This window comes from Flavobacterium sp. CF108, assembly GCF_900129795.1.
Taxonomy (GTDB): Bacteria; Bacteroidota; Bacteroidia; order Flavobacteriales; family Flavobacteriaceae; genus Flavobacterium.
This window is the reverse complement of sequence record NZ_FQWW01000002.1, coordinates 494,749-514,391: the sequence shown is the minus strand read 5'-3', so window position 1 is coordinate 514,391 and position 19,643 is coordinate 494,749. Positions and strand designations below refer to the sequence as shown.

At 33.9% G+C, this 19,643-nt stretch carries 14 protein-coding genes; 4 read left to right on the top strand and 10 right to left on the bottom strand.

The genetic code is table 11. From position 1 onward, the window contains the following. Window positions 1-65 precede the first annotated feature (65 nt). The 8 genes from BUE10_RS07515 to BUE10_RS07475 all read right to left on the bottom strand — a co-directional run bounded on the left by BUE10_RS07515 (window position 66) and on the right by BUE10_RS07475 (window position 10,974). The gene (locus BUE10_RS07515; RefSeq protein WP_073484209.1) at window positions 66-1,175 is read right to left on the bottom strand and encodes a SusE domain-containing protein; all 1,110 of its coding nucleotides are present in this window, start codon (window positions 1,173-1,175) and stop codon (window positions 66-68) included. A 13-nt stretch (window positions 1,176-1,188) separates the two neighbouring features. Further along, window positions 1,189-2,697: a RagB/SusD family nutrient uptake outer membrane protein gene (locus BUE10_RS07510; RefSeq protein WP_073483794.1), complete on the bottom strand. Its 1,509-nt coding sequence runs from the start codon at window positions 2,695-2,697 to the stop codon at window positions 1,189-1,191. A gap of 9 nt (window positions 2,698-2,706) precedes the next feature. Then, window positions 2,707-5,919, bottom strand: a complete 3,213-nt coding sequence (locus BUE10_RS07505) for a TonB-dependent receptor (protein WP_234984722.1) — start codon at window positions 5,917-5,919, stop codon at window positions 2,707-2,709. Window positions 5,920-6,110: 191 nt separating this feature from the next. Next, window positions 6,111-7,289: a FecR family protein gene (locus BUE10_RS07500; protein ID WP_073483790.1), complete on the bottom strand. Its 1,179-nt coding sequence runs from the start codon at window positions 7,287-7,289 to the stop codon at window positions 6,111-6,113. 498 nt (window positions 7,290-7,787) lie between these two features. Further along, a complete protein-coding gene (locus BUE10_RS07490; RefSeq protein WP_073413377.1) occupies window positions 7,788-8,351 on the bottom strand; it encodes an RNA polymerase sigma factor in 564 nt (187 codons plus the stop codon). A 397-nt stretch (window positions 8,352-8,748) separates the two neighbouring features. Beyond that, window positions 8,749-9,405 carry a hypothetical protein gene (locus tag BUE10_RS07485; RefSeq protein ID WP_012023298.1) on the bottom strand — a complete coding sequence of 219 codons (657 nt, stop codon included), beginning with the start codon at window positions 9,403-9,405 and terminating at the stop codon, window positions 8,749-8,751. A gap of 120 nt (window positions 9,406-9,525) precedes the next feature. Next, window positions 9,526-9,897 carry a YraN family protein gene (locus tag BUE10_RS07480; RefSeq protein WP_073483786.1) on the bottom strand — a complete coding sequence of 124 codons (372 nt, stop codon included), beginning with the start codon at window positions 9,895-9,897 and terminating at the stop codon, window positions 9,526-9,528. 177 nt (window positions 9,898-10,074) lie between these two features. Continuing rightward, window positions 10,075-10,974: a S66 peptidase family protein gene (locus BUE10_RS07475; RefSeq protein ID WP_073484207.1), complete on the bottom strand. Its 900-nt coding sequence runs from the start codon at window positions 10,972-10,974 to the stop codon at window positions 10,075-10,077. 212 nt (window positions 10,975-11,186) lie between these two features. On the opposite strand from BUE10_RS07475, the gene BUE10_RS07470 reads away from it, so the two are divergent. From BUE10_RS07470 to BUE10_RS07460, 3 genes are all read left to right on the top strand, one after another. After that, the gene (locus tag BUE10_RS07470; RefSeq protein WP_073483784.1) at window positions 11,187-12,284 is read left to right on the top strand and encodes an endonuclease/exonuclease/phosphatase family protein; all 1,098 of its coding nucleotides are present in this window, start codon (window positions 11,187-11,189) and stop codon (window positions 12,282-12,284) included. Window positions 12,285-12,391: 107 nt separating this feature from the next. Then, window positions 12,392-12,931, top strand: a complete 540-nt coding sequence (locus BUE10_RS07465; RefSeq protein WP_073483783.1) for a 3-hydroxyanthranilate 3,4-dioxygenase — start codon at window positions 12,392-12,394, stop codon at window positions 12,929-12,931. Between the two features lie 138 nt (window positions 12,932-13,069). Next, a complete protein-coding gene (locus BUE10_RS07460; RefSeq protein ID WP_073483781.1) occupies window positions 13,070-13,381 on the top strand; it encodes a hypothetical protein in 312 nt (103 codons plus the stop codon). Window positions 13,382-13,723: 342 nt separating this feature from the next. Here BUE10_RS07460 and BUE10_RS07450 read toward each other — a convergent pair whose 3' ends face one another. Next, window positions 13,724-14,683, bottom strand: a complete 960-nt coding sequence (locus BUE10_RS07450; RefSeq protein ID WP_073483779.1) for an MBL fold metallo-hydrolase — start codon at window positions 14,681-14,683, stop codon at window positions 13,724-13,726. Window positions 14,684-14,865: 182 nt separating this feature from the next. On the opposite strand from BUE10_RS07450, the gene BUE10_RS07445 reads away from it, so the two are divergent. Further along, a complete protein-coding gene (locus BUE10_RS07445; RefSeq protein ID WP_073483777.1) occupies window positions 14,866-16,419 on the top strand; it encodes an L-piperidine-6-carboxylate dehydrogenase in 1,554 nt (517 codons plus the stop codon). An 80-nt stretch (window positions 16,420-16,499) separates the two neighbouring features. Here the strand turns inward: BUE10_RS07445 and BUE10_RS07440 are convergent, their stop codons facing one another. Beyond that, complete coding sequence (locus BUE10_RS07440) at window positions 16,500-19,259, bottom strand: pectate lyase family protein (RefSeq protein WP_073483774.1); 2,760 nt, start codon at window positions 19,257-19,259, stop codon at window positions 16,500-16,502. Window positions 19,260-19,643: the final 384 nt, after the last annotated feature.

Here is a 19,643-nt window from a genome sequence, read left to right as displayed (position 1 = left end):
AGAAGTAACCTGCCTTTCGAAGTAAAAAGACAGGTAAACTCAAACCAAACTAAACTTAATTTTTGTTATTTTTTAACGATAGAAGTTATTGCAGTTGCTGGATAACCCGTACTTGCCGGATCTGTTTCAACAATTTTAAAGGTAACTTCATAAGTTCCGGCTTCGCCAATGGTGTAAGCTCCGCCATTATCAAGATTAACGATGTTTGTTGAAGCATCTGCCGGTCCGTAATTCACAGTCCATGCATCATTCAATCGGAATTTTAAAGCACCCGCTAGTAAATTTGCCGTTATCTTCCATGTTTTTGTTATGTGATCGTAAGACATTGGTACAGAATGATTCCATCCATAATTAGGATCACCGGCCGTTTGTTCTGCTGTTGCAGATGCTGGCCCAACAATTCCCCAAGCATAAGGAGTCTGAGACCATTTTAATGTATTTGTATTTACTTTGATTTGATATGAACCTGCACCCGGAAGCACAAAATCAGTATCGCTCATGTTTTTCAAATCATTATTTGTTGCTCCTGCACCGTAGAATTGTGCCCAGTTTCTTCCTTTATTTAATTTAAATCCAGGACCTGCACCTTCTGCCACAGTCATGTAACCTTGATAAACTCCTAATTGAATTTCGGTTAATGCTGCTGCTGTTCCTACATCCCATCCCTGATAACTTCCCGGCATATAGATTTCTCCAAAAACAACCGTTTTCAAGTATGGTGTTACTGTTATTGTAACAGGATTTGAATATGTTCTATGATCCATTGAAGCTTCTACACGAATTACTAATTCTCCCGGAACATTAGGTTTCATCCCTAAATCCAAAGCAATTTTATTTAATTCTAATCCGGTAAATGATTTGCTTAAAACATCTTCTCCGGCTTCAACGCGTTTCGCTTTTGACCATGCCTCGCTTCCTTTGATGTCAGTAGGCAAATCTAATTGTACGGCATAGCTCACTGGCGCCGCAATTGGGAAAGTTACCTTTGGATAAGAAACCAGTAAAGCGGCTTGGTCTGAAGTCTCTTCTTTAAGTACTATTGTATTAGATGATACCTCAATTCCGGAAGGAAAATTTACTGATTTTAGTGTCGTTACTGTTCCTTCAGTTTCACAGGAAGCGGCTAAAAAAACCAAACTTCCAAGTAAGAATAATTTATTGATATATTTTTTCATGATAGTTTTGTTTTTAGTAACCTGGGTTTTGTTTAAGTCCGCGATTCGCATCTAGAGCAGATGTTGGAATTGGGAACAATTTTCTGTAAGCAGGTGATGCAGGTCTAAATTCGTTTGCCAATAAAAATTTGTCAAAACGAATCATGTCTTGTCTTCTGTGGCCTTCCCAGCTTAATTCGAAACCTCTTTCATTATAAATATCATCCAGAGTAGGATTGTGGTCTAAACCATCTAAACCTGCACGTTGTCTGATTTGATCTACAAAAGGTTTTGCGGCAGCTGGATTCCCTAAACGAGCATTGCATTCTGCCATCATTAAGATTACGTCAGCATATCTGAAAATAGGAAAATCATTTGAAGCTCCTCCGCCTGATTTTACTCCTGCAGGATAAAATTTAACATTACGAACTCCAGCCTGAGGAAGCGCTCCCGGATTATCTAAAGAACCAACTTCAAGAGTATAATTGAATCCGCCAGGCTGTTCGCCTACTAAAAACTGTTTTCTACGAATATCATTTACATCGTATTTCAGGAAGAAATCTTTAGGAACAATAGTTCCGTTCCAACCGCTTAATCCAAATAAATTTACACCCTGCGGACCGTATACACTACGAACAGCATAAACATTACGGGAAACAACATCCAGAGTTGCGTAAATAGGCAGAATAGTTTCATCATCAGGAAGTACATCTCCAAATAATTCAAAATATTTATTCTCTAAAGGATTTGCAACATCTGCTGCGCCAGAATGAAGTGTAAATCCACCTTCAGAAACTTTATTACAAGCAGCTAAACATTCTGTCCATTTTGGAGTTCCTGTATAAACTTCAGCGTTTAAGTACACTTTTGCAAGCAATGTATAACCAGCCCATTTGTTGAACCTTCCATAATAATTTCCGCCTTTAGTTACAGAAAGTAATTCTACGTTTTCTGTTAGTTCTTTTACTATAAAATCAAAAACTTCCTTGCGGTTTGACTGCGGGATTTTATCAACGGTAATATTGTTGTTAGTGTAAAAAGGAACATCACCAAAATCATCAATCAATAAATAATAAAAGAAAGCTCGTAATACTTTTGCTTCAGCAATTTTTGAAGGATCAGCACCAGATTTTTCTAATAACTCAACAGCTAAATTTGCATTGAAAATAGATTTGTATAACCAGTTCCAAGTATTGTTGATAATGAATTCAGAAGGAAGCCATTCGTGTTTATGCAAACGGGCAAAGTCCTGCTGCCAGTTACCATCTGTTCTGTGCGGAATTACCTGCTCATCTGATGACATACAGTTCATGTCGTACCAGCCGTTATCAGCTCCTGCATAACCTACGCCAGGTACATTTTTACGTTCAAAGTCCCCCGGAATTTCTGCGTAAACGCTGGCAAGAGCAATATTAGCTCCTTCTGGAGTTCCATAAAAGGTGTCCGGCTGATATTTATCGTATATATTTTCGTTGATATCTGTACAGCTAAAAAGTGTTAGAAAACATACGCTTCCTGCTGCTACTATATTTTTAATTTTCATCTCTTTTTACTATTTAAATTTTACAGTCAAACCAAATGCAACACTTCTGGTACGAGGATAAATTCCTTTATCGCCTCCAAAATTATCATTAGGGTCACCACTTCCGCTTACATTCAATTCGGGATCAACACCTGTGTAATCTGTAATTAGCAGTAAATTGCTTCCTGTAAGAGAAAGTCGAACAGAGTCTACATATTTATCTGTAAAACGGAAAGTATATCCAGCAGTAACATTCTCTAAACGAACGAATGAACCGTCTTCTAACCATGCATCAGATCCGTATGGAGAAGAAAAAATTCCTTTATCACGAGCGCTTTCCAAAACATTTGAACTACCGGTGTTTTCCAGCATACTTAACCTTTGATTAAGATTGTTGTAAATTTTGTTTCCTCCAGAACCTCTCCACAACATAGAAGCGTCAAAGTTTTTGAATCTGTAAGATGGGTTAAATGCAAAAGTGTAAGTTGGTAATGCTGAACCTGCATAGTAGCGATCCGGACTTGTAGCTCCTTGATCAATTTTACCATCTCCATTTTGATCCTTTACGGTTTCAACACCATTTGAATTTGTACCGGTACTTTCTAAAATATAGAATGAACCAATTGGTTTTCCTTTTACTAATAATGAGTTTGGTGCTCCCCAATTTACAAAGTCCGTATTTAAAGGAATACCATTAATACTGCCGCTTAAATTAAGTACTTCGTTTTTCATAAAAGAAACGTTTCCTGCTAATGTCAGAGTGCTGTTGTTGGTTCTGATAACATCATATGCAAGTGCAGCTTCTAAACCTTTGTTAGAAATGCTTCCTACGTTTGCTTTAATTTTATTATAAGGATATGGAGGCTGAGGTACAGTATAATCAAATAAAAGATTATCTGTTGTAGAATCGTAAACATCGACACTACCTCTTAATCTATTATCTAAAAGAGCAAAATCAAGTCCAATATTAGTTTGTCTTTTCGTTTCCCATTTCAAGTCAGCATTTGCATTTTGAGCAATACCAAAATTGGTAATGATAGAACCTCCAAAATAAATATTTCCTGCACTGTCTACTAATGGTAATGACGTTTGCGGATAAAGACCTTGCTGATTACCAGTTTCACCATAACCTACGCGTAATTTTAATTCGCTAAATAGGTTTTGATTCTGCATGAAAGACTCTTTGTTAATTTGCCATGCAACAGATGCTGACGGGAAATTTCCCCATTTGTTGTTGGCACCAAATACAGATGAACCATCACGTCTGATACTTGCTGTAAGTAAATAACGATCTAATAGAGAATAGTTTAATCTTCCTAAATAAGAAACTAACGATCTGTCATTTTTATAAGATCTGATGTCTCCGGCTCTAACTTTAGATAAATCACCAAACTGAAGTGCATTGTAAGTAGCTTCATCACTAATAAAACCTCTTGCCTGAGTGTAATTACCCTGATAAGTCTGACTCTGCCATTCGTATAAAGCTAATGCATTAAAAGTATGGATTCCTAACGTTTTTTTATAGCTAAGGCTAACATTGGTTAATTTTTCATTTTGTCTTGCGTTGTCAATATTTGCAAAACCGTGCTGCTCTACTGCATACGCTTCTGTAGATTCTGCCGGCATATAATATCCTATAGTTCTGTTGGTTTTTCTCCAGCTTCCAAACCAGTTTGCTGTAAAACCTTTACCTAACTCTAAATCAGCTTTTAAACTTCCAAATAAATTATCATCTTGTCTTTCATTTGTAACCGTTTGTGCAGCAGCATAAGGATTTAAATAATGAAAAACAGTTCCATCTGTAAAATAAGTTTCATCAGTATTATAAACGGGATCTGTTGGTCTTGCCAATAATGCATTTGTAATTAAGTTTGATGTATAAGCAACTGTACCAATACTTCCAATACTGCTTGTCGTATTATTTATTCCTGAGTTTAAGTTAAAAGTCAATTTTAATTTATCATCAAGAGCCAATTGTGTTGCCTGAATGCGTCCAATATATTTTTGATTGCTAGAATTAATTACAACTCCATCTTGCATAATAGCTGTTATAGAAGCTCTGTAATTGAATTTGTCCGTTCCGCCGCCAAATGATAATGTATGAGTCTGAGTAATTCCAGTTTCAGTCAAGAGACCGTACCAATTTGTATTTGAACCGTGATTTGAAGATGCCGGAACACCATACTTTTGAGCAGTTTCCCACCATTGGTTGGCATCAAGCATGTCTAATTTTTTTGGAATAAAATCAACAGATGTCGACCCGATGTATTCAATCGTAGTTTTTCCCGCCTTGTTTTTCTTAGTTGTTACAATGATAACTCCAGGCGCTCCTCTTGAACCATAAACAGCCGTAGCCGAAGCATCTTTTAAAACATCTATACTTTCAATTTCACTTGGAGGAACTTGGTTTAATAAATCCATGTTTCCCTGAATTCCGTCGACAACAACTAAAGGATCATTTCCTCCAATTAAAGAAGAAATTCCACGAATACGAACACTTGGTCCTGAACCCGGCTCACTTCCAATTTGAGTGATATTTACACCCGCAGCTTTTCCTGCAATTAATTGTAAAGGATTAACAATTGCACCCTGATTCATGTCTTTTGCAGCAATTGAAGAAACTGCTCCGGTTACATCTTTTTTTATTGCAGTTCCATATCCCACTACAACAATTTCCTGTAAGTCAGTTGCATCAGGAAAAAGCTGAATGTTTATTACATTTTGGTTTGCGGTTACTTTTTTCTCTTTATATCCTACAAATGATACAATAATTACAGATTGAGTACTTTCGACAGTAATTTTATATTTACCGTCAAAATCAGTAACCATTCCGTTTTTTGTACCTTCTTCAAGAACAGAAGCTCCGGGTAAAGGCAGGCCATTTTCATCGGTAATTACACCCCAAACAGTTTGCTTTTGAAATTCGATTACCTGTGTTCTAAGTTCTGGTTTTTTAAGGATAATCTGCGTATCTCTGATTTTAAATTCAGTTGGAGTTCCTTTAAAAATTTTGTCTAAAACCACATATATCGATTGATCTTTTACAGAAATAGAAACCGTACGATCTAAGTCGATATCGTTCAGTTTATAAATAAATCTGAAATCTGTTTTTTGTTCAATGGTCTCAATAACCTTCTCGATTGTTGAATTGTTTAATTCAAGGGTAACTTTTGTTTTTTGGGCATAAGTATTCCCTCTAATATTAAACATGGCGACCAAAATAAGTAGTGTAGTTAGTTTCAATTTTAGGTCATTTTGGAACAATGAGTATAGGAACCCATTATTCTTAGATTTTTTTTTCATAATTTTGTTAATTGATTGTAGTTAATTCGTTATATTCAATCACTTAGTTAATCGGAAATTGTTCGCAGCTCTTTCCGATTTTTTTATTCCTGTAATTTTAGTTCTTCATAAATTTTCATTGGTTTTAGTGGTTATTTAATTAGTATTTGATCATTTTTTATGGTGTAATTAATACCGTGAATGTCGTTGAAATAACTCATCACTTTATCAATTGATTCATCGCTGAAACTTGCATTGAATTTTTCGTTGGCCAGTTTTTCATTTTTATTTACAATAGTAACATTGTAGCGTCGTTCCAGTTTTGTAATAATATTTTTGAAAGTCATATTTCTAAACGTCAGTCCGCCGTTTATCCATGAAGTGTAGATATCTGTAATAACCGCTTTAGTCGAAATTTTAGCATTTTCTTTATTAAAGCTTCCTTTAAATCCAGGTTTCAGAATAGTATTTTTTAAAGCATCAAATTCTTCATTTGACTGATACATCCCAACTGAACCTTCAACTAAAACAACATCAGTCGCAGCATCTTCAGGATAATTTGAAACGTTGAAATGTGTTCCCAAAACTCGAACATTCAATTCGTCAGCATTTACAATGAAAGGGTGTTTCTTATCTTTTGCAACATCAAAAAATGCTTCTCCATCAAGAAATACTTGTCTGTTTTCGCCTGGAATAAACTTTACAGGATATTTTAAAGTTGTTCCAGCATTTAGGTGAACCATAGTTCCATCTGATAATTGAAGGCGGAATTTTTTTCCGTATGGAATTTTAATCGTGTTGTAAACTAATTTTTCAGGATCTAAACTGTTTTCGTATGCAATTTTATCGCCGCTTTGATTTCCAACAATATTTCCTTTGGCATCTTTAATTTGTGCCGAATTATGCTCTGATAAAATCTGCGTTTCGCCATTTTCTAATTGAAGCACAATGTCAGAACTTTTAAAATCGAATTTTTGTTCAACAACTTTGTTTGAAATATGTTGTTTGTAAAAGAAACCAATTCCAAGTAAAACAATTACAGAAGCAGCAATCGAAATATATTTTCTGAAATTTGATTTTCTCTCAGGCATTTCAATTACAGATTCTTCTTCTTTTGATGCTGATAAGATATTCATGAAAATATCGTCGGCAGTTTGTTTGTCCATTTTCGGCATTTCGCCAAGAAGATTTTGAATTTCTTCTACCGTTGGAAAATCGTCTGTAAGTTGATTTTTTTTATAATAAGCAACCACCTCGTTTATTTCTTCGGGTGTGCATTGGTTTAAAACAAACTTTTGTAAAAGACTTTTTATTTCAGAATTTGAATTCATTACGAATTGTTTTTAGAGGGTGTTCTGAATATAATACAGCCGAAAACGATTTCAGTACTACTCAAACGTTGTAAATTTTTAAATTTTAACATTTTAAAAGATGGAATTAATTGTAAGTTGTTGATTTATAAGTGATTTTAAAATGGAGTTTTTTTGTAAAAATTAAATGGAATGCGGTTTTTGCCCACAGATTTTACAGATGAAACGGATTTTCGCAGGTTTTTTATTTAAAATATAGCCCATGGTTTTAACCACGGGAAACGTATCGTGATTATGCATTGTTTATATATTGCGTTCCCGTGGTTGAAACCACGGGCAATGTTTGATAATGATTATGTGTTTTTTGAGAAGTTTTTCCTCGTTAAGATGACTAATGTTAAAAACAAAAAACCTGCGAAAATCCGTTTCATCCGTAAAATCCGCGGGCAATCTATCACAGTAAAGACAAAAAAAAATCACCCGGAAAGAGTGATTTAATTGGTTAAAAATTGGTTTTGGTTAGATAATCTCGTCATGAACCTGAAAAAAGACTCGCATTGATTCTAATGCTTTGCTCATTTGATTCCGGACAGTATTTATAGAGATGCCGAGTTCCTGACTAATTTCTTCGTAACTCATGCCTTTCTTTCGTGACATTTTAAAAATCTGTTTCCGCTTTGGCGGTAATTGTTTCATTGCCTGTTTTTGGAGTTTTTTACAGTCTTCTTCGCGAATGGAATAATCTCCGTATTCATGCGATTTCTGACTTTCATAAAAAACAGCTTCCTTCAAAACCAAATCATTTGCGGCTTTATTCAAAGTGTTAAAAGCTTGATTTCGGGCAATTGTAAAAATATATGCTTTAAAAGATTGCTCTGTGTTGAGGTTTTCCCGATGCTGCCAGACTTTCATAAAAACATCCTGTACATTTTCTTCGGCAGCTTCTTTTGATTTTAATAAACTAATACTATAGCCATAAATATCCTGATAATACAAATCAAAAAGGGAACGAAATGCTTTTTCGCTGCCATTTTTTAATTCGCTTACCAATAATTTGTCGCTATAGTCTTTGGCTTCCAACATTAAATTAATTAGTTTGTATTTAAATCTAATTATATTACGATACTATCAAAATCGATACTCTAATGCGTTGAGTGGTTAGCAAATATATAAAAATATTATTCGCAGCAAATAATGGTAAAATAAACTTAATTCGGTTTTTTGTGATTTATTTTATGTGAAATCTCAGTAAACACGGCAGTAAAATGCTTTTTATCAAGTTGATGGCTTTTTGGCTAAAATTTTAAAAATTAACTATATTGAACCCTATTTTTTGAGAATATTCTTATTTGATAATGGTTTGATTGAAAAGTATGAATTGTGAATTTGTAAAGAAAATCCTTTTATCTTTTTTTGAGAAAGACAAAAGGATTATTGAAAATTGAATTTATTCTAAGATGTAAAATTAAATTTTGTGCGATTAGTTTTTCAAATCTTTAATTACTTTAAAAGCAACATCAACCTGATCTTCTCCAACAAGAATTGTAAATTCATTTGAAGTCGAAATTACCTCATTTATAATAATTCCTTCCCAAGCTAAACGTTGGAAAATGAAATAATAAATACCAGGAACAACGATGTTTTCTTTTGGTAATTTTACGGTAATAGAAGCAAGATTATCTAATTTCTGAATTAGTTTTTCTCTCATAAAGTGTTTTTCCACTAAATGATTTACACTGCTGCTTACTACAATATTCGTTTCGTTTACACCACGGGATGAGGTATAGAAAATATCAGATAAAGCATTGATATCAGAAATTAAATCAGCTTGTTTGTTTAATACAGTTTCAGAAGCGGCAAAAGTGTAATCCGTCAACTCAGATCTAACTGTGATCTCGCCAATATTCTTGATTACCTTATTGATTTTATGGTTTAATTTAAAATCCAATTCTTCAGTCAGTCGCTTCAGCGACATTACAACAGCGCCTTGTTTTACTTCTTTGCCAAATTCATTTTCTAACTCAGTCATAATGTTCCGAGAAAGAGAAGTCAGATTAATAATCCCAAGAGATAAAGCGTTTAAGAGAAATGGTTTCGTTTTGATGTAATTTTCGACGATGGAAGAAACGGTTTTCATAATTTTTTTTTCTTTTTTTTTGTAACTTAATTGGTGTGGTTTAGTTAATTTGATGTTATAAATCTATGCAAATATAAATAAAAAAACAATTTGTTACAATTATAACAAGAAAAAATTATGTTAAAAATGATAAAAAGCATCAGTAAGATGTTCAATTGCAAATGATTCCCCATTTTTATGGATCGCAACGATGTCAAAACGAATATTTAAATCTTCATTAAAATCCTTTTCCCTATAGTTTATGTAGGCATTTACTGCTTTTATTAGAAGTTGAATTTTTTTTGGCTTCACAAAATCCTGCGGAGAACCAAAATCTAAACTCGATCTTGTCTTCACTTCGACGATTGCCAAAACATCATTTTTTTGAGCAATAATATCTATTTCGGCTTTTTGAAAAACCCAGTTTCGGTCTAAAATTTCGTAACCATTTTGCTCAAGATATTCCACGGCAAGTTCTTCTCCCTTTTTACCGAGCTCATTGTGTTCTGCCATGCTTTTTTGTTTCAGGTTTCAAGTTTTTCAAGTTTCAGGTTTTTGAATCTTGATAAAGTTTTTTGCACGCAAAGACGCAAAGTCGTAAAGTTTAAATTTTACTTTGCGACTTTGCTTCTTTGCGAGATTTTATAATGTGGTATTTTTTCTTAAACTTAAGAAATAGGGTAATTTATATTATTTCTGAAAAGTAACCGTACTTCCAGATGCATTCACATCAATAGAAATAGTACTTCCCATAACTAAAGCGCGATTATCCTGAATATGTCCGGCCGGGAAATTAAAGATTACAGGAATATTGTATTTTTTAGTTACATCATCAATAATTTCTAATGCATTTTTCCCCCACGGAACTTCATTGTCTTTCATCTTGGTCATTCCACCAATCATAATTCCTTTCAGGTTTTCGATACAACCGTTACGTCTTAAATTCATCATCATACGATCAATATGATACAGATATTCATCTAAATCTTCAATGAACAAGATTTTATCTTTGCAGTCAATTGCAGAAGGAGAACCTAATAAACTGTATAAAATAGAAAGATTTCCGCCCACTAATTCACCAGTTGCTTTACCAAAACGGTTCATGCTGCTTGGTTCGATAGAGTAGGAAAGAGGCTCACCAAATAAACTCGATTTCATTGAACTAATTGCTGCCGGAGTTGCACGCGGAATCGTAACCGGCATAACGCCATGAATAGATTTATAACCCATCGTGTTTAAGTGATTGTGCAAAACTGTAACATCACTAAAACCAATAACCCATTTTGGATGTTGTTTGAATTTTGTAAAATCCAGCAGATCTAACATTCTGACAGTTCCGTAACCGCCTCGAACACACCAAATCGCTTTTATATTCGGATTATCCAATTGCTTTTGAAAATCGGCAGCACGCTGTTCGTCTGTTCCGGCCAATTGATGATAATCTAATCCAATTGAACTTCCAACAACAGCTTCCAGACCCCAGCTTTTAAGTAAATCTATAGTTGGTTTTAAGTTGTCGTCGATATTTTTTCTGGCTGTTGCCAAAAGTGCTACGGTATCTCCTTTTTGTAAATAAGGTGGTGTTATCATGATTTGTTGGGATTGACAGGTAAATGTTTGTAAAGCAAAAATAAGAAATGCCAGTTTAGCACCATTAAAATATTTTGTGATAGTAAGGAAGCTTTTCATAGTTTCTTTTGCTGATTTGAATGTTGAGATTAACAAATATAAATTATTTACTCAATTAAATTGTTGAAAATTCTTACAATTTATTTAAATTGAGCTCTTAAATTTTTAAAGTTATGCAAATTATTAAATTTCACTTTTGTTTACTCGCCTTTTTTATAATTTCTCTTTCAAATGCACAATCTAAAAGATATGTAATTCATACTGCTGCCTTTTATAATTTCGAAAATCTCTTTGATATTTATGACGACGCCAGTACCAATGATAATGAATGGACACCAAATGGGGCTCAGCATTGGACAAAAGAAAAATACGAACAAAAACTAAAAAACCTTTCCAAAGTTATTTCTGAAATTGGAACTCCTGAAAATTCTAATGCACCCACTTTAATTGGATGTTCTGAAGTTGAAAATCGAGGTGTTCTGGAAGATTTAATTAAACAGGAAAAAATATCGGGTTACGATTACGGAATTATCCATTTTGATTCTCCCGATCAGCGCGGAATTGATGTGGCACTTTTGTATCAAAAGAAATATTTCAGGCCGACTTCTTATGCTAATATTCCGTTGTTGATTTACAAAAACAAACCCATAATTCAGGAAGATAAAAATGAAGATTTAGGTGATGTTGAAGTCAAAGTAGATACTAAAAACCGGGTTTTTACCAGAGATCAACTTTTAGTAACTGGTTTTTTAGAAAATGAAGAAATTCATATTATTGTTAATCACTGGCCATCGAGATCTGGCGGAGAAAAAGCCAGCAGTCCGTTTCGTGAAGCAGCAGGAAGATTAAATCGAAAAATTATAGATTCTCTTCAACAAATAAATCCAATGGCAAAAGTCATTACAATGGGAGATTTAAACGACGGACCTTTTAATAAAAGTGTAAAAACCGAATTAGGAGCAAAAGCGAAAAAAGCAGACGTTCCTGAATTTGGTGTTTATAATCCATTTGAAGAAATGGCAGAAAGAGGAATGGGGACTTTAGCATTTAGAGATTCCTGGGATATTTTTGATCAAATCATAATGACTAAATCTTTTATTGAACCTGATTTTTCAAGTTTTAAATTCTGGAAAGCCGGTATTTTCAATAAACCTTACCTTATTCAAACTACGGGAAAGTACAAAGGATATCCGTTAAGAAATACTTTAACAGAAGCAGGTTTTAGCGATCATTTTCCGGTTTATATTTATTTAATACGAGAGAAATTGTAGAAGCGCACCGCAGTACGTCTACGTTCTTATCATCAAAACCTATAAGACGCACTGCGGTGCGTCTCTACAAATTCACTACCTTAGCTTTTCATAAATTCTGAAAAAAAATGGCTATAGCAAAACCATTCAATCTGACAAAATGGATTGAAGATAACCGACACTTACTAAAACCACCAGTTGGAAATAAAAATCTATATGTTGATTCAGGCGATTATATTGTAATGATTGTTGCCGGACCAAATGCACGAAAAGATTATCATTATAACGAAACAGAAGAACTTTTTTATCAATTAGAAGGAAGTATAAAAGTTGTAATTCAGGAAGACGGGGAACGTAAAGAAATGGAGTTAAATGCCGGAGATATGTATTTACATCCTGCTAAAATTCCACATTCTCCAGTTCGTTCAGAAGGTTCAATAGGATTGGTTATCGAACGAAAACGCGCCGGAAAAGGATATACTGACGGTTTACTTTGGCATTGTGATAATTGCAATCACAAACTTTATGAAGTGTATTTTGAACTGCATAATATCGAAAAAGACTTTCTTCCTCATTTCGAACATTTCTACAATTCAGAAGAATTAAGAACCTGCGATAATTGCGGAACCGTAATGGAAACTGATCCTAGATTTACAGCTAAGAAATAATTTATTGATCTCGAATACGAGTATATTAAACCCGACAGGTTTTTAAAACCTGTCGGGTTTATTTTTGTGTTAAAGAAAAATATTTGTATCATTTTTGATATATATTTGTATCATATATATTGTAAAAATGCAACGAAAATGATACAAGAAATTATCGCATATAAGAATATAGTAGATAATATTGAGTCTTTAATGGACAAATCTCCTTATAAAAAAAACTACATTATTGAAAAAGTAGGCATTCCAAGCCCAACGTTTTATAGAAAATTGAAAACACAATCATTTACTCCAGATGAAGTACTTTCAATTGCTAAGATTCTTTCTCCAGAAGAAAATTTTAGATTACAATTAAAGGCTGAAATAGAAAATGCTAAGCGTGAATATGAAGAAGGGAATTTTATGACGCATGAAGAAATGCTACTTGAACTAAAAAGTAAAAATATAATTTAAAAATTTAAAATGGTTAAGGGTTTTTGACGATTATCATAAAATTCAATTAAATGAATAAAATCCTGATTTAGGATGTAATAAAGAGAAATGTTTTTTGTGACTAATATTTCATTGCATTCTAAATCATGTCTAAATTTTCCTAAATGAGGATTTATTGTAACTAAATCAAATAATGTGTAAAACCTCTTTTACAAATTTTTGTGCAATTTCATTACTTCGAAATTGTGTTAGATAATTCCTTGTTGTATAAAACGTATGAGTTGCTCTTGAAGACCAAACAATTTTCATTAATAAAAAATTTATTTGGCTAAAATATAAAAATAAACTTACAAATATTTGTTTTTACAACTCAATTTTTTTCCCTTGTTCAGGATAAATAATCTTCAATCCTAAATCATTTTGAGCTTTCAACTGCTCTTTAATTTTAGCAATATTTTTAGCTGGCGGTTTTAAATGCGTAATAATGATTTTGAAATTATTCAAAGAACCTTTTCCGGCTAATTCTTCCAAAACATGAAGTTCAGTCATTAAATGATTTGGAGTTAAATGTCCAAATAAAAACTGGTCCGGCTGTTCATTTGGGAAAGAAACTTCAATTAAAATACCTTTCAATTGTTTGCTTTGAACCAAAGATGCAACTGCAATCCACAAAGCTTTTAATTTGTCGCTTTTTTCTACAGAATCAGGGCCTGTATCTCCTAAATAAAGAACATAATTATCTTCATTTTTAATTAAAAAAGCAGTACTCTCAAACGGATTTACATGACTTAAAGGAAAAGCTTTAATTGTCATTGTTGTATTCGAAAGCGGCGTTTCTTCATTTATATTTAAAGTTTGAAAGTGATATTTTTTCAGCGGAAACCCAACACCTTTATCTCCAAAATTAGCCCAGGTTTGATCGTTGAAATAATGATTTTCCATCATTTCCATACATTTTTCAGTCGCATAAACTGTTTTAGAAGAATCGGCAGGAGAATTGATAATTAAACCAGAAACGTGATCTAAATGCGCATGCGAAATCAAATACCCTTTTATATATTTTCGTAAAACTTCACTTGTAGAAACTTTGAAGACTTTTTTTTCAATTGCTTTTTCAATTCCGGCATTTAGAGTTCCGGCATCCAGACAAACAAAATCTTTTGTGTTTGAAGGGGCTATTAAATAAGCCGAAAGATTTTTTTCGTCGATTCCGCCTTTTATTCCTAAAGGAACAATCTGAAAAGAAGATTTTTGTTCTTTTTGAGAAAAAGCATTAAATGAAATTAAGACGAAACAAAGCAAAAGCCGACTGAAACTGGTCATATTTATAATTTTAGAAATGCAAATTTCATCAAATTTACCGAATAAATCAGGATAGCTTTGCGTTAATACTTGTAAAATAACGCTAAATTTACTTTGTCTTTAATAGTTCAATATCATTTGAAATTAATTCTAAAATAATATCTTTACATAAAAATATAACAATTTTAACTAAAAAAGTTACAATGACAACAATAGCATCACAATTTGGCATGAATGAAGCTTTGGAAAAACTAGGAATTAAACTAGTTAACGAAGGAACTTCAACTGGAGTAGAGAACTTTTCATCAGGAGAAATTTTAGATAGTTTTTCACCGGTAGACGGAAAATTAATTGCATCTGTAAAAACTTCAACACTTGAAGATTACGAAAAAGTAATGCGTTCAGCAACTGAGGCATTCAAAACTTTCAGATTAATTCCTGCACCGCAGCGTGGAGAAATCGTGCGTCAGTTTGGAGAAAAATTACGTCAAAATAAAGAAGCTCTTGGTAAATTGGTTTCTTATGAAATGGGAAAATCATTGCAGGAAGGTTACGGAGAAGTTCAGGAAATGATCGATATCTGTGATTTTGCCGTTGGTTTATCTCGTCAGTTACACGGATTGACAATGCATTCTGAAAGACCAGGACACAGAATGTATGAGCAATATCATTCATTAGGAGTTGTTGGAATCATTTCGGCATTTAATTTTCCGGTTGCAGTTTGGTCTTGGAATACGGCTTTGGCTTGGATTTCAGGAGATGTTTGCGTTTGGAAACCTTCTGAAAAAACACCTCTTTGCGGAATTGCCTGTCAAAATATTATTGCTCAGGTTATCAAAGAAAATAATCTTCCGGAAGGAATTTCTTGTTTGATAAACGGCGATTATAGAATAGGCGAACTGTTGACAAAAGATACTCGTATTCCACTAATTTCTGCAACAGGTTCTACCAGAATGGGGAAAATTGTAGCACAAACCGTTGCCGGAAGATTAGGAAAATCGTTATTAGAATTAGGAGGAAATAATTCAATTATTGTGACTCCGGATGCAGATATTAAAATGACAGTTATTGGAGCTGTTTTTGGAGCTGTAGGAACCGCTGGACAGCGTTGTACATCAACTCGAAGATTGATTATTCATGAAAGTATTTATGATAAAGTAAAAGATGCTTTAGTTGCAGCTTACAAACAATTAAGAATCGGAAATCCGCTTGACGAAAAAAATCATGTTGGACCGCTTATCGATACACATGCTGTAGAACAATATGCTATAGCTTTAAATAAAGTAGTTGCTGAAGGCGGAAAAATTTTGGTTGAAGGCGGGGTTCTTTCGGGTGAAGGTTACGAAAGCGGCTGCTACGTAAAACCTGCAATTGCTGAAGCTGAAAACTCTTTTGCTATTGTACAGCACGAAACTTTTGCTCCGGTTTTATATTTGATTAAATATTCTGGTGATGTTGATAATGCAATCGAACTTCAAAATGGAGTTGCACAAGGATTATCTTCTGCAATTATGACTAACAATTTGCGTGAAGCAGAAAGATTTTTATCTGTAACAGGTTCAGATTGTGGAATTGCGAATGTAAACATCGGAACTTCGGGAGCTGAAATTGGCGGTGCTTTTGGTGGTGAAAAAGAAACCGGAGGCGGGCGTGAATCTGGTTCTGATGCATGGAAAATATACATGAGACGACAAACAAATACGATTAATTATACAACGAATCTTCCTTTGGCACAAGGAATTAAATTTGATTTGTAGTTAAATCTCTTTTTAAATATTAGAAAAAAGGCTTCCAAATTTGGAAGCCTTTAATTTTTATAAAATAGTATTACAGGGTTTTATTTTTTAATAATAGTTTGGTTAAACGAATCCTCAGCAGTATAAATTTTTGCTAAGTAAGTTCCTGTTGAAAGCTGACTGATATCAATTATTTCATTTCCTTTTTGAGAAGTTTTTACCAATACTCCAGAGATATTATAAATCAAAACTTTTTCTACTTTTTGGTTTGGATCTGATAAGTATAAAATGTTTGAAGCCGGATTAGGATAAATAAATACTTTTTCAATTTCTGTATCAGCAGGAGCTTCTATTTTTGCCATACGAAGCGTTCCGCTGCTGTAAACTGTACTCATATAAAATAAGTTCGAAGTATCTTTTTTCGTAATAGTATGACTTCCCGCAGCCAATGATACTGTTACAATTCCGTTTGAAGCTACTTTGTCAACATTGTCAACTTTTATTGTTGCCGAAGCTTCCACAAAAACAAGCGTTAAAGTACTCGCCTGACTTGTTGTAAATGAAATATTGGTAGAAGATTCAATTTTTAAACATTGCGTCAATGTCAAACCATTATAAGTAACCGTTCCTTTAGTAGTAGAAAGATTTCCTGTAATTGCATAGAATGTGCTGGTTTTTCCAGAAGTTGTAAAATTATGGATTTCGCTTCCAGACGAACCTGTATTTACCGTAATTGTTCCAGATCCAGTTGCTGCAGTTCCTGTTCCGATAGTTGTAACTGAATAAGAAACCGTCGCAGTTGGAGTTCCCGAAATAGTTATTGTTTTAGCCGATGTGTTTTTTACAAAAGTTAATCCGGATGCCGGCAAACCGGTTACGGTTGCATCAGTTGCGGTTCCTCCCCAGGTAAATACGATCGAGTTAATAGCAGTTCCGCTGGTTACGGTTTGACTGTTATTATTTGTTGATGTTAAAGTTTGAGTTCCGGCTGCATTTACAGTAATAGTTCCAGATCCGGTTGCAGGAGTTCCAGCTGTTCCTGTTGTAGCAATTGAATAATTTACTGTTGCAGTTGGAGTTCCGGAAATTGTGATTGTTTTTGCAGATGTATTTTTTACAAAAGTCAATCCAGAAGCTGGTAAACCAGTCACGGCAGCATCTGTTGCGTCACCTCCCCAAGTAAAAACAATTGCCCCAATAGCAGTTCCGCTAGTAACGGTTTGATTGTTATTTGAGGTTGAAGTTAAAGTTTGATTTCCAGCAGGAGGATTTGTTCCGTCCTGAACATAAACCAAATTAGTCTGATAATTTGTCAAAGCCGATTTCAATCCTGTATTTACCGCATCGGCAGTATCGTCAACAGCATTGTTGAAGGCCCATTGCAAATCACCGCCAGACACACGTCCTGCATATTGCATAACATTTGTTCTTGCAGTTTCTGGGCTGTCAGGCGTATAAGAATACATTACACTTGAATTAGTATCAAAATTATTATACGTTTTAGCACCTTTTTTAGATGTAATACTGCTGCTGATAGTTTCATTTCTGGTCGATGCTACATAAGCATCAAATTCAACAGGATAAGTTGAAGAATTATACCCTACAAAACGAGTTTGTCCGCTCATAGTGTTGTTAAAAGCTTTAATAGTTCCGCCGTCTTCGCTTGAAAAAGTTCCCTCTGCGCCATTGTAAACATCAGTTCCCTGCATTGAAGTCAGCATTGGGTATTTACAATTTCTAAAATAATTGGCCTCTACAAAAACAGAAGAGCCTAGAGTTGATCCAACTCCGTATTTTGAATTTCCATCATAATAGTTGTTATAAACGTGGGCAGAATAATAACGCACACGCGGATGACGAGAATCAGAGTGATCGTACCAGTTGTGGTGATATGTTATATATAAACCAGCTGTAGTTCCTTCGCTTAAACCTAAAAGATTACTTTTTCCAGAATCCCAAAAGTGATTGTATGAAAAGGTAATATAAGTAGATTTTTTACAGTCTAAAGCTCCGTCACCTTTAACCTGATCCGCATCGCTTCCGGCATTTCCATAAAAGAAATCACAGTTGTGTACCCAAACGTAATCATTATCTTGCTGCAAACCAACATTGTCACCTTCGCCGCTGTCGCAGTTCATTGTGCCAATATTTCTAATTTCAATGTTTGACGCATTTTTAACTCTTATTCCCCAGCCATCAGCAGCAGCATCATTTCCTATTCCTTCCAGAGTAAGATAAGCCGAAGCATTTTTGCTGTTTTCAATAACAATATCACCGCTCATCATATAAGATAAATCGGTAATCTGACCAACCATACGAATAATTAAAGGTCTTAATTCTTTACCTTTTTTGTAACCGTCAAGAATAGTTTGCAAACCAACACAAGGATTTGCTGTTGCTCCTGTTACATCAAGAGAAACTGTGTTTTTAGTCTGCTCTGTTACGTAAATAATTACAGCATTACTTTTTGGAGTTCCATCAGCATTATAAGCACCGGGAACGCGGGAATTAGCAAAAGCAAATCCAGATCGATCGTGTGCTTTAACTGTCAATGAACTTGTTGTGGTACCAGTTCCTTCAACACCAGAAATAACTGGTTTGATTTTTACAGTATAAGATCCGGCTTTTAAACCTGGAATATCGGCACGAAAGTAACTTCCATAGCTTCTTATAAGCTGGTTGTCAATTTTTCTGTCAACAATTCCTTCACCTGTATAATACACATTATAAGTTTGGGCATTGCTTACAGGCTGCCATTTTACAAAAACGGATTCAAGCCATCCGCTGGCTTCATTAATTTGCTGTGACCAAGTTTGCACAGCAATAAAAAACATAGCTAAAAAAAGTAGGTTTTTTTTCATAATTGTTTAAGTTAGACATTAATAAAAGTTTTTGTGGTTTTTGTGATTCTCGATTGCAATTAAAATTGTAATCGATTACACGAAATTATACAAAATTTTGATATTCTTATTTATTTTGTCTTAAAAAAACATATATGTAAAATTTATAGATAATATTTTAGTTAAAATGTAATTTATTGCATTAATTGTAATTTATTACATGTTAAAATAATTTAAGCGAAAGCTTTGTTTTATTGATGTTTTGAAGCTTGAAAAAAGATCGTAAGGCAACGATTCTTCTTTTTATAACTTTTAAGGGTATTTTTGTTAAGTGTAAAAATTTGAAGGAAAATACTTGATTTTTATGTTTTTAGTTTGCGGGGTTAAACTAATTTATCAGAATGT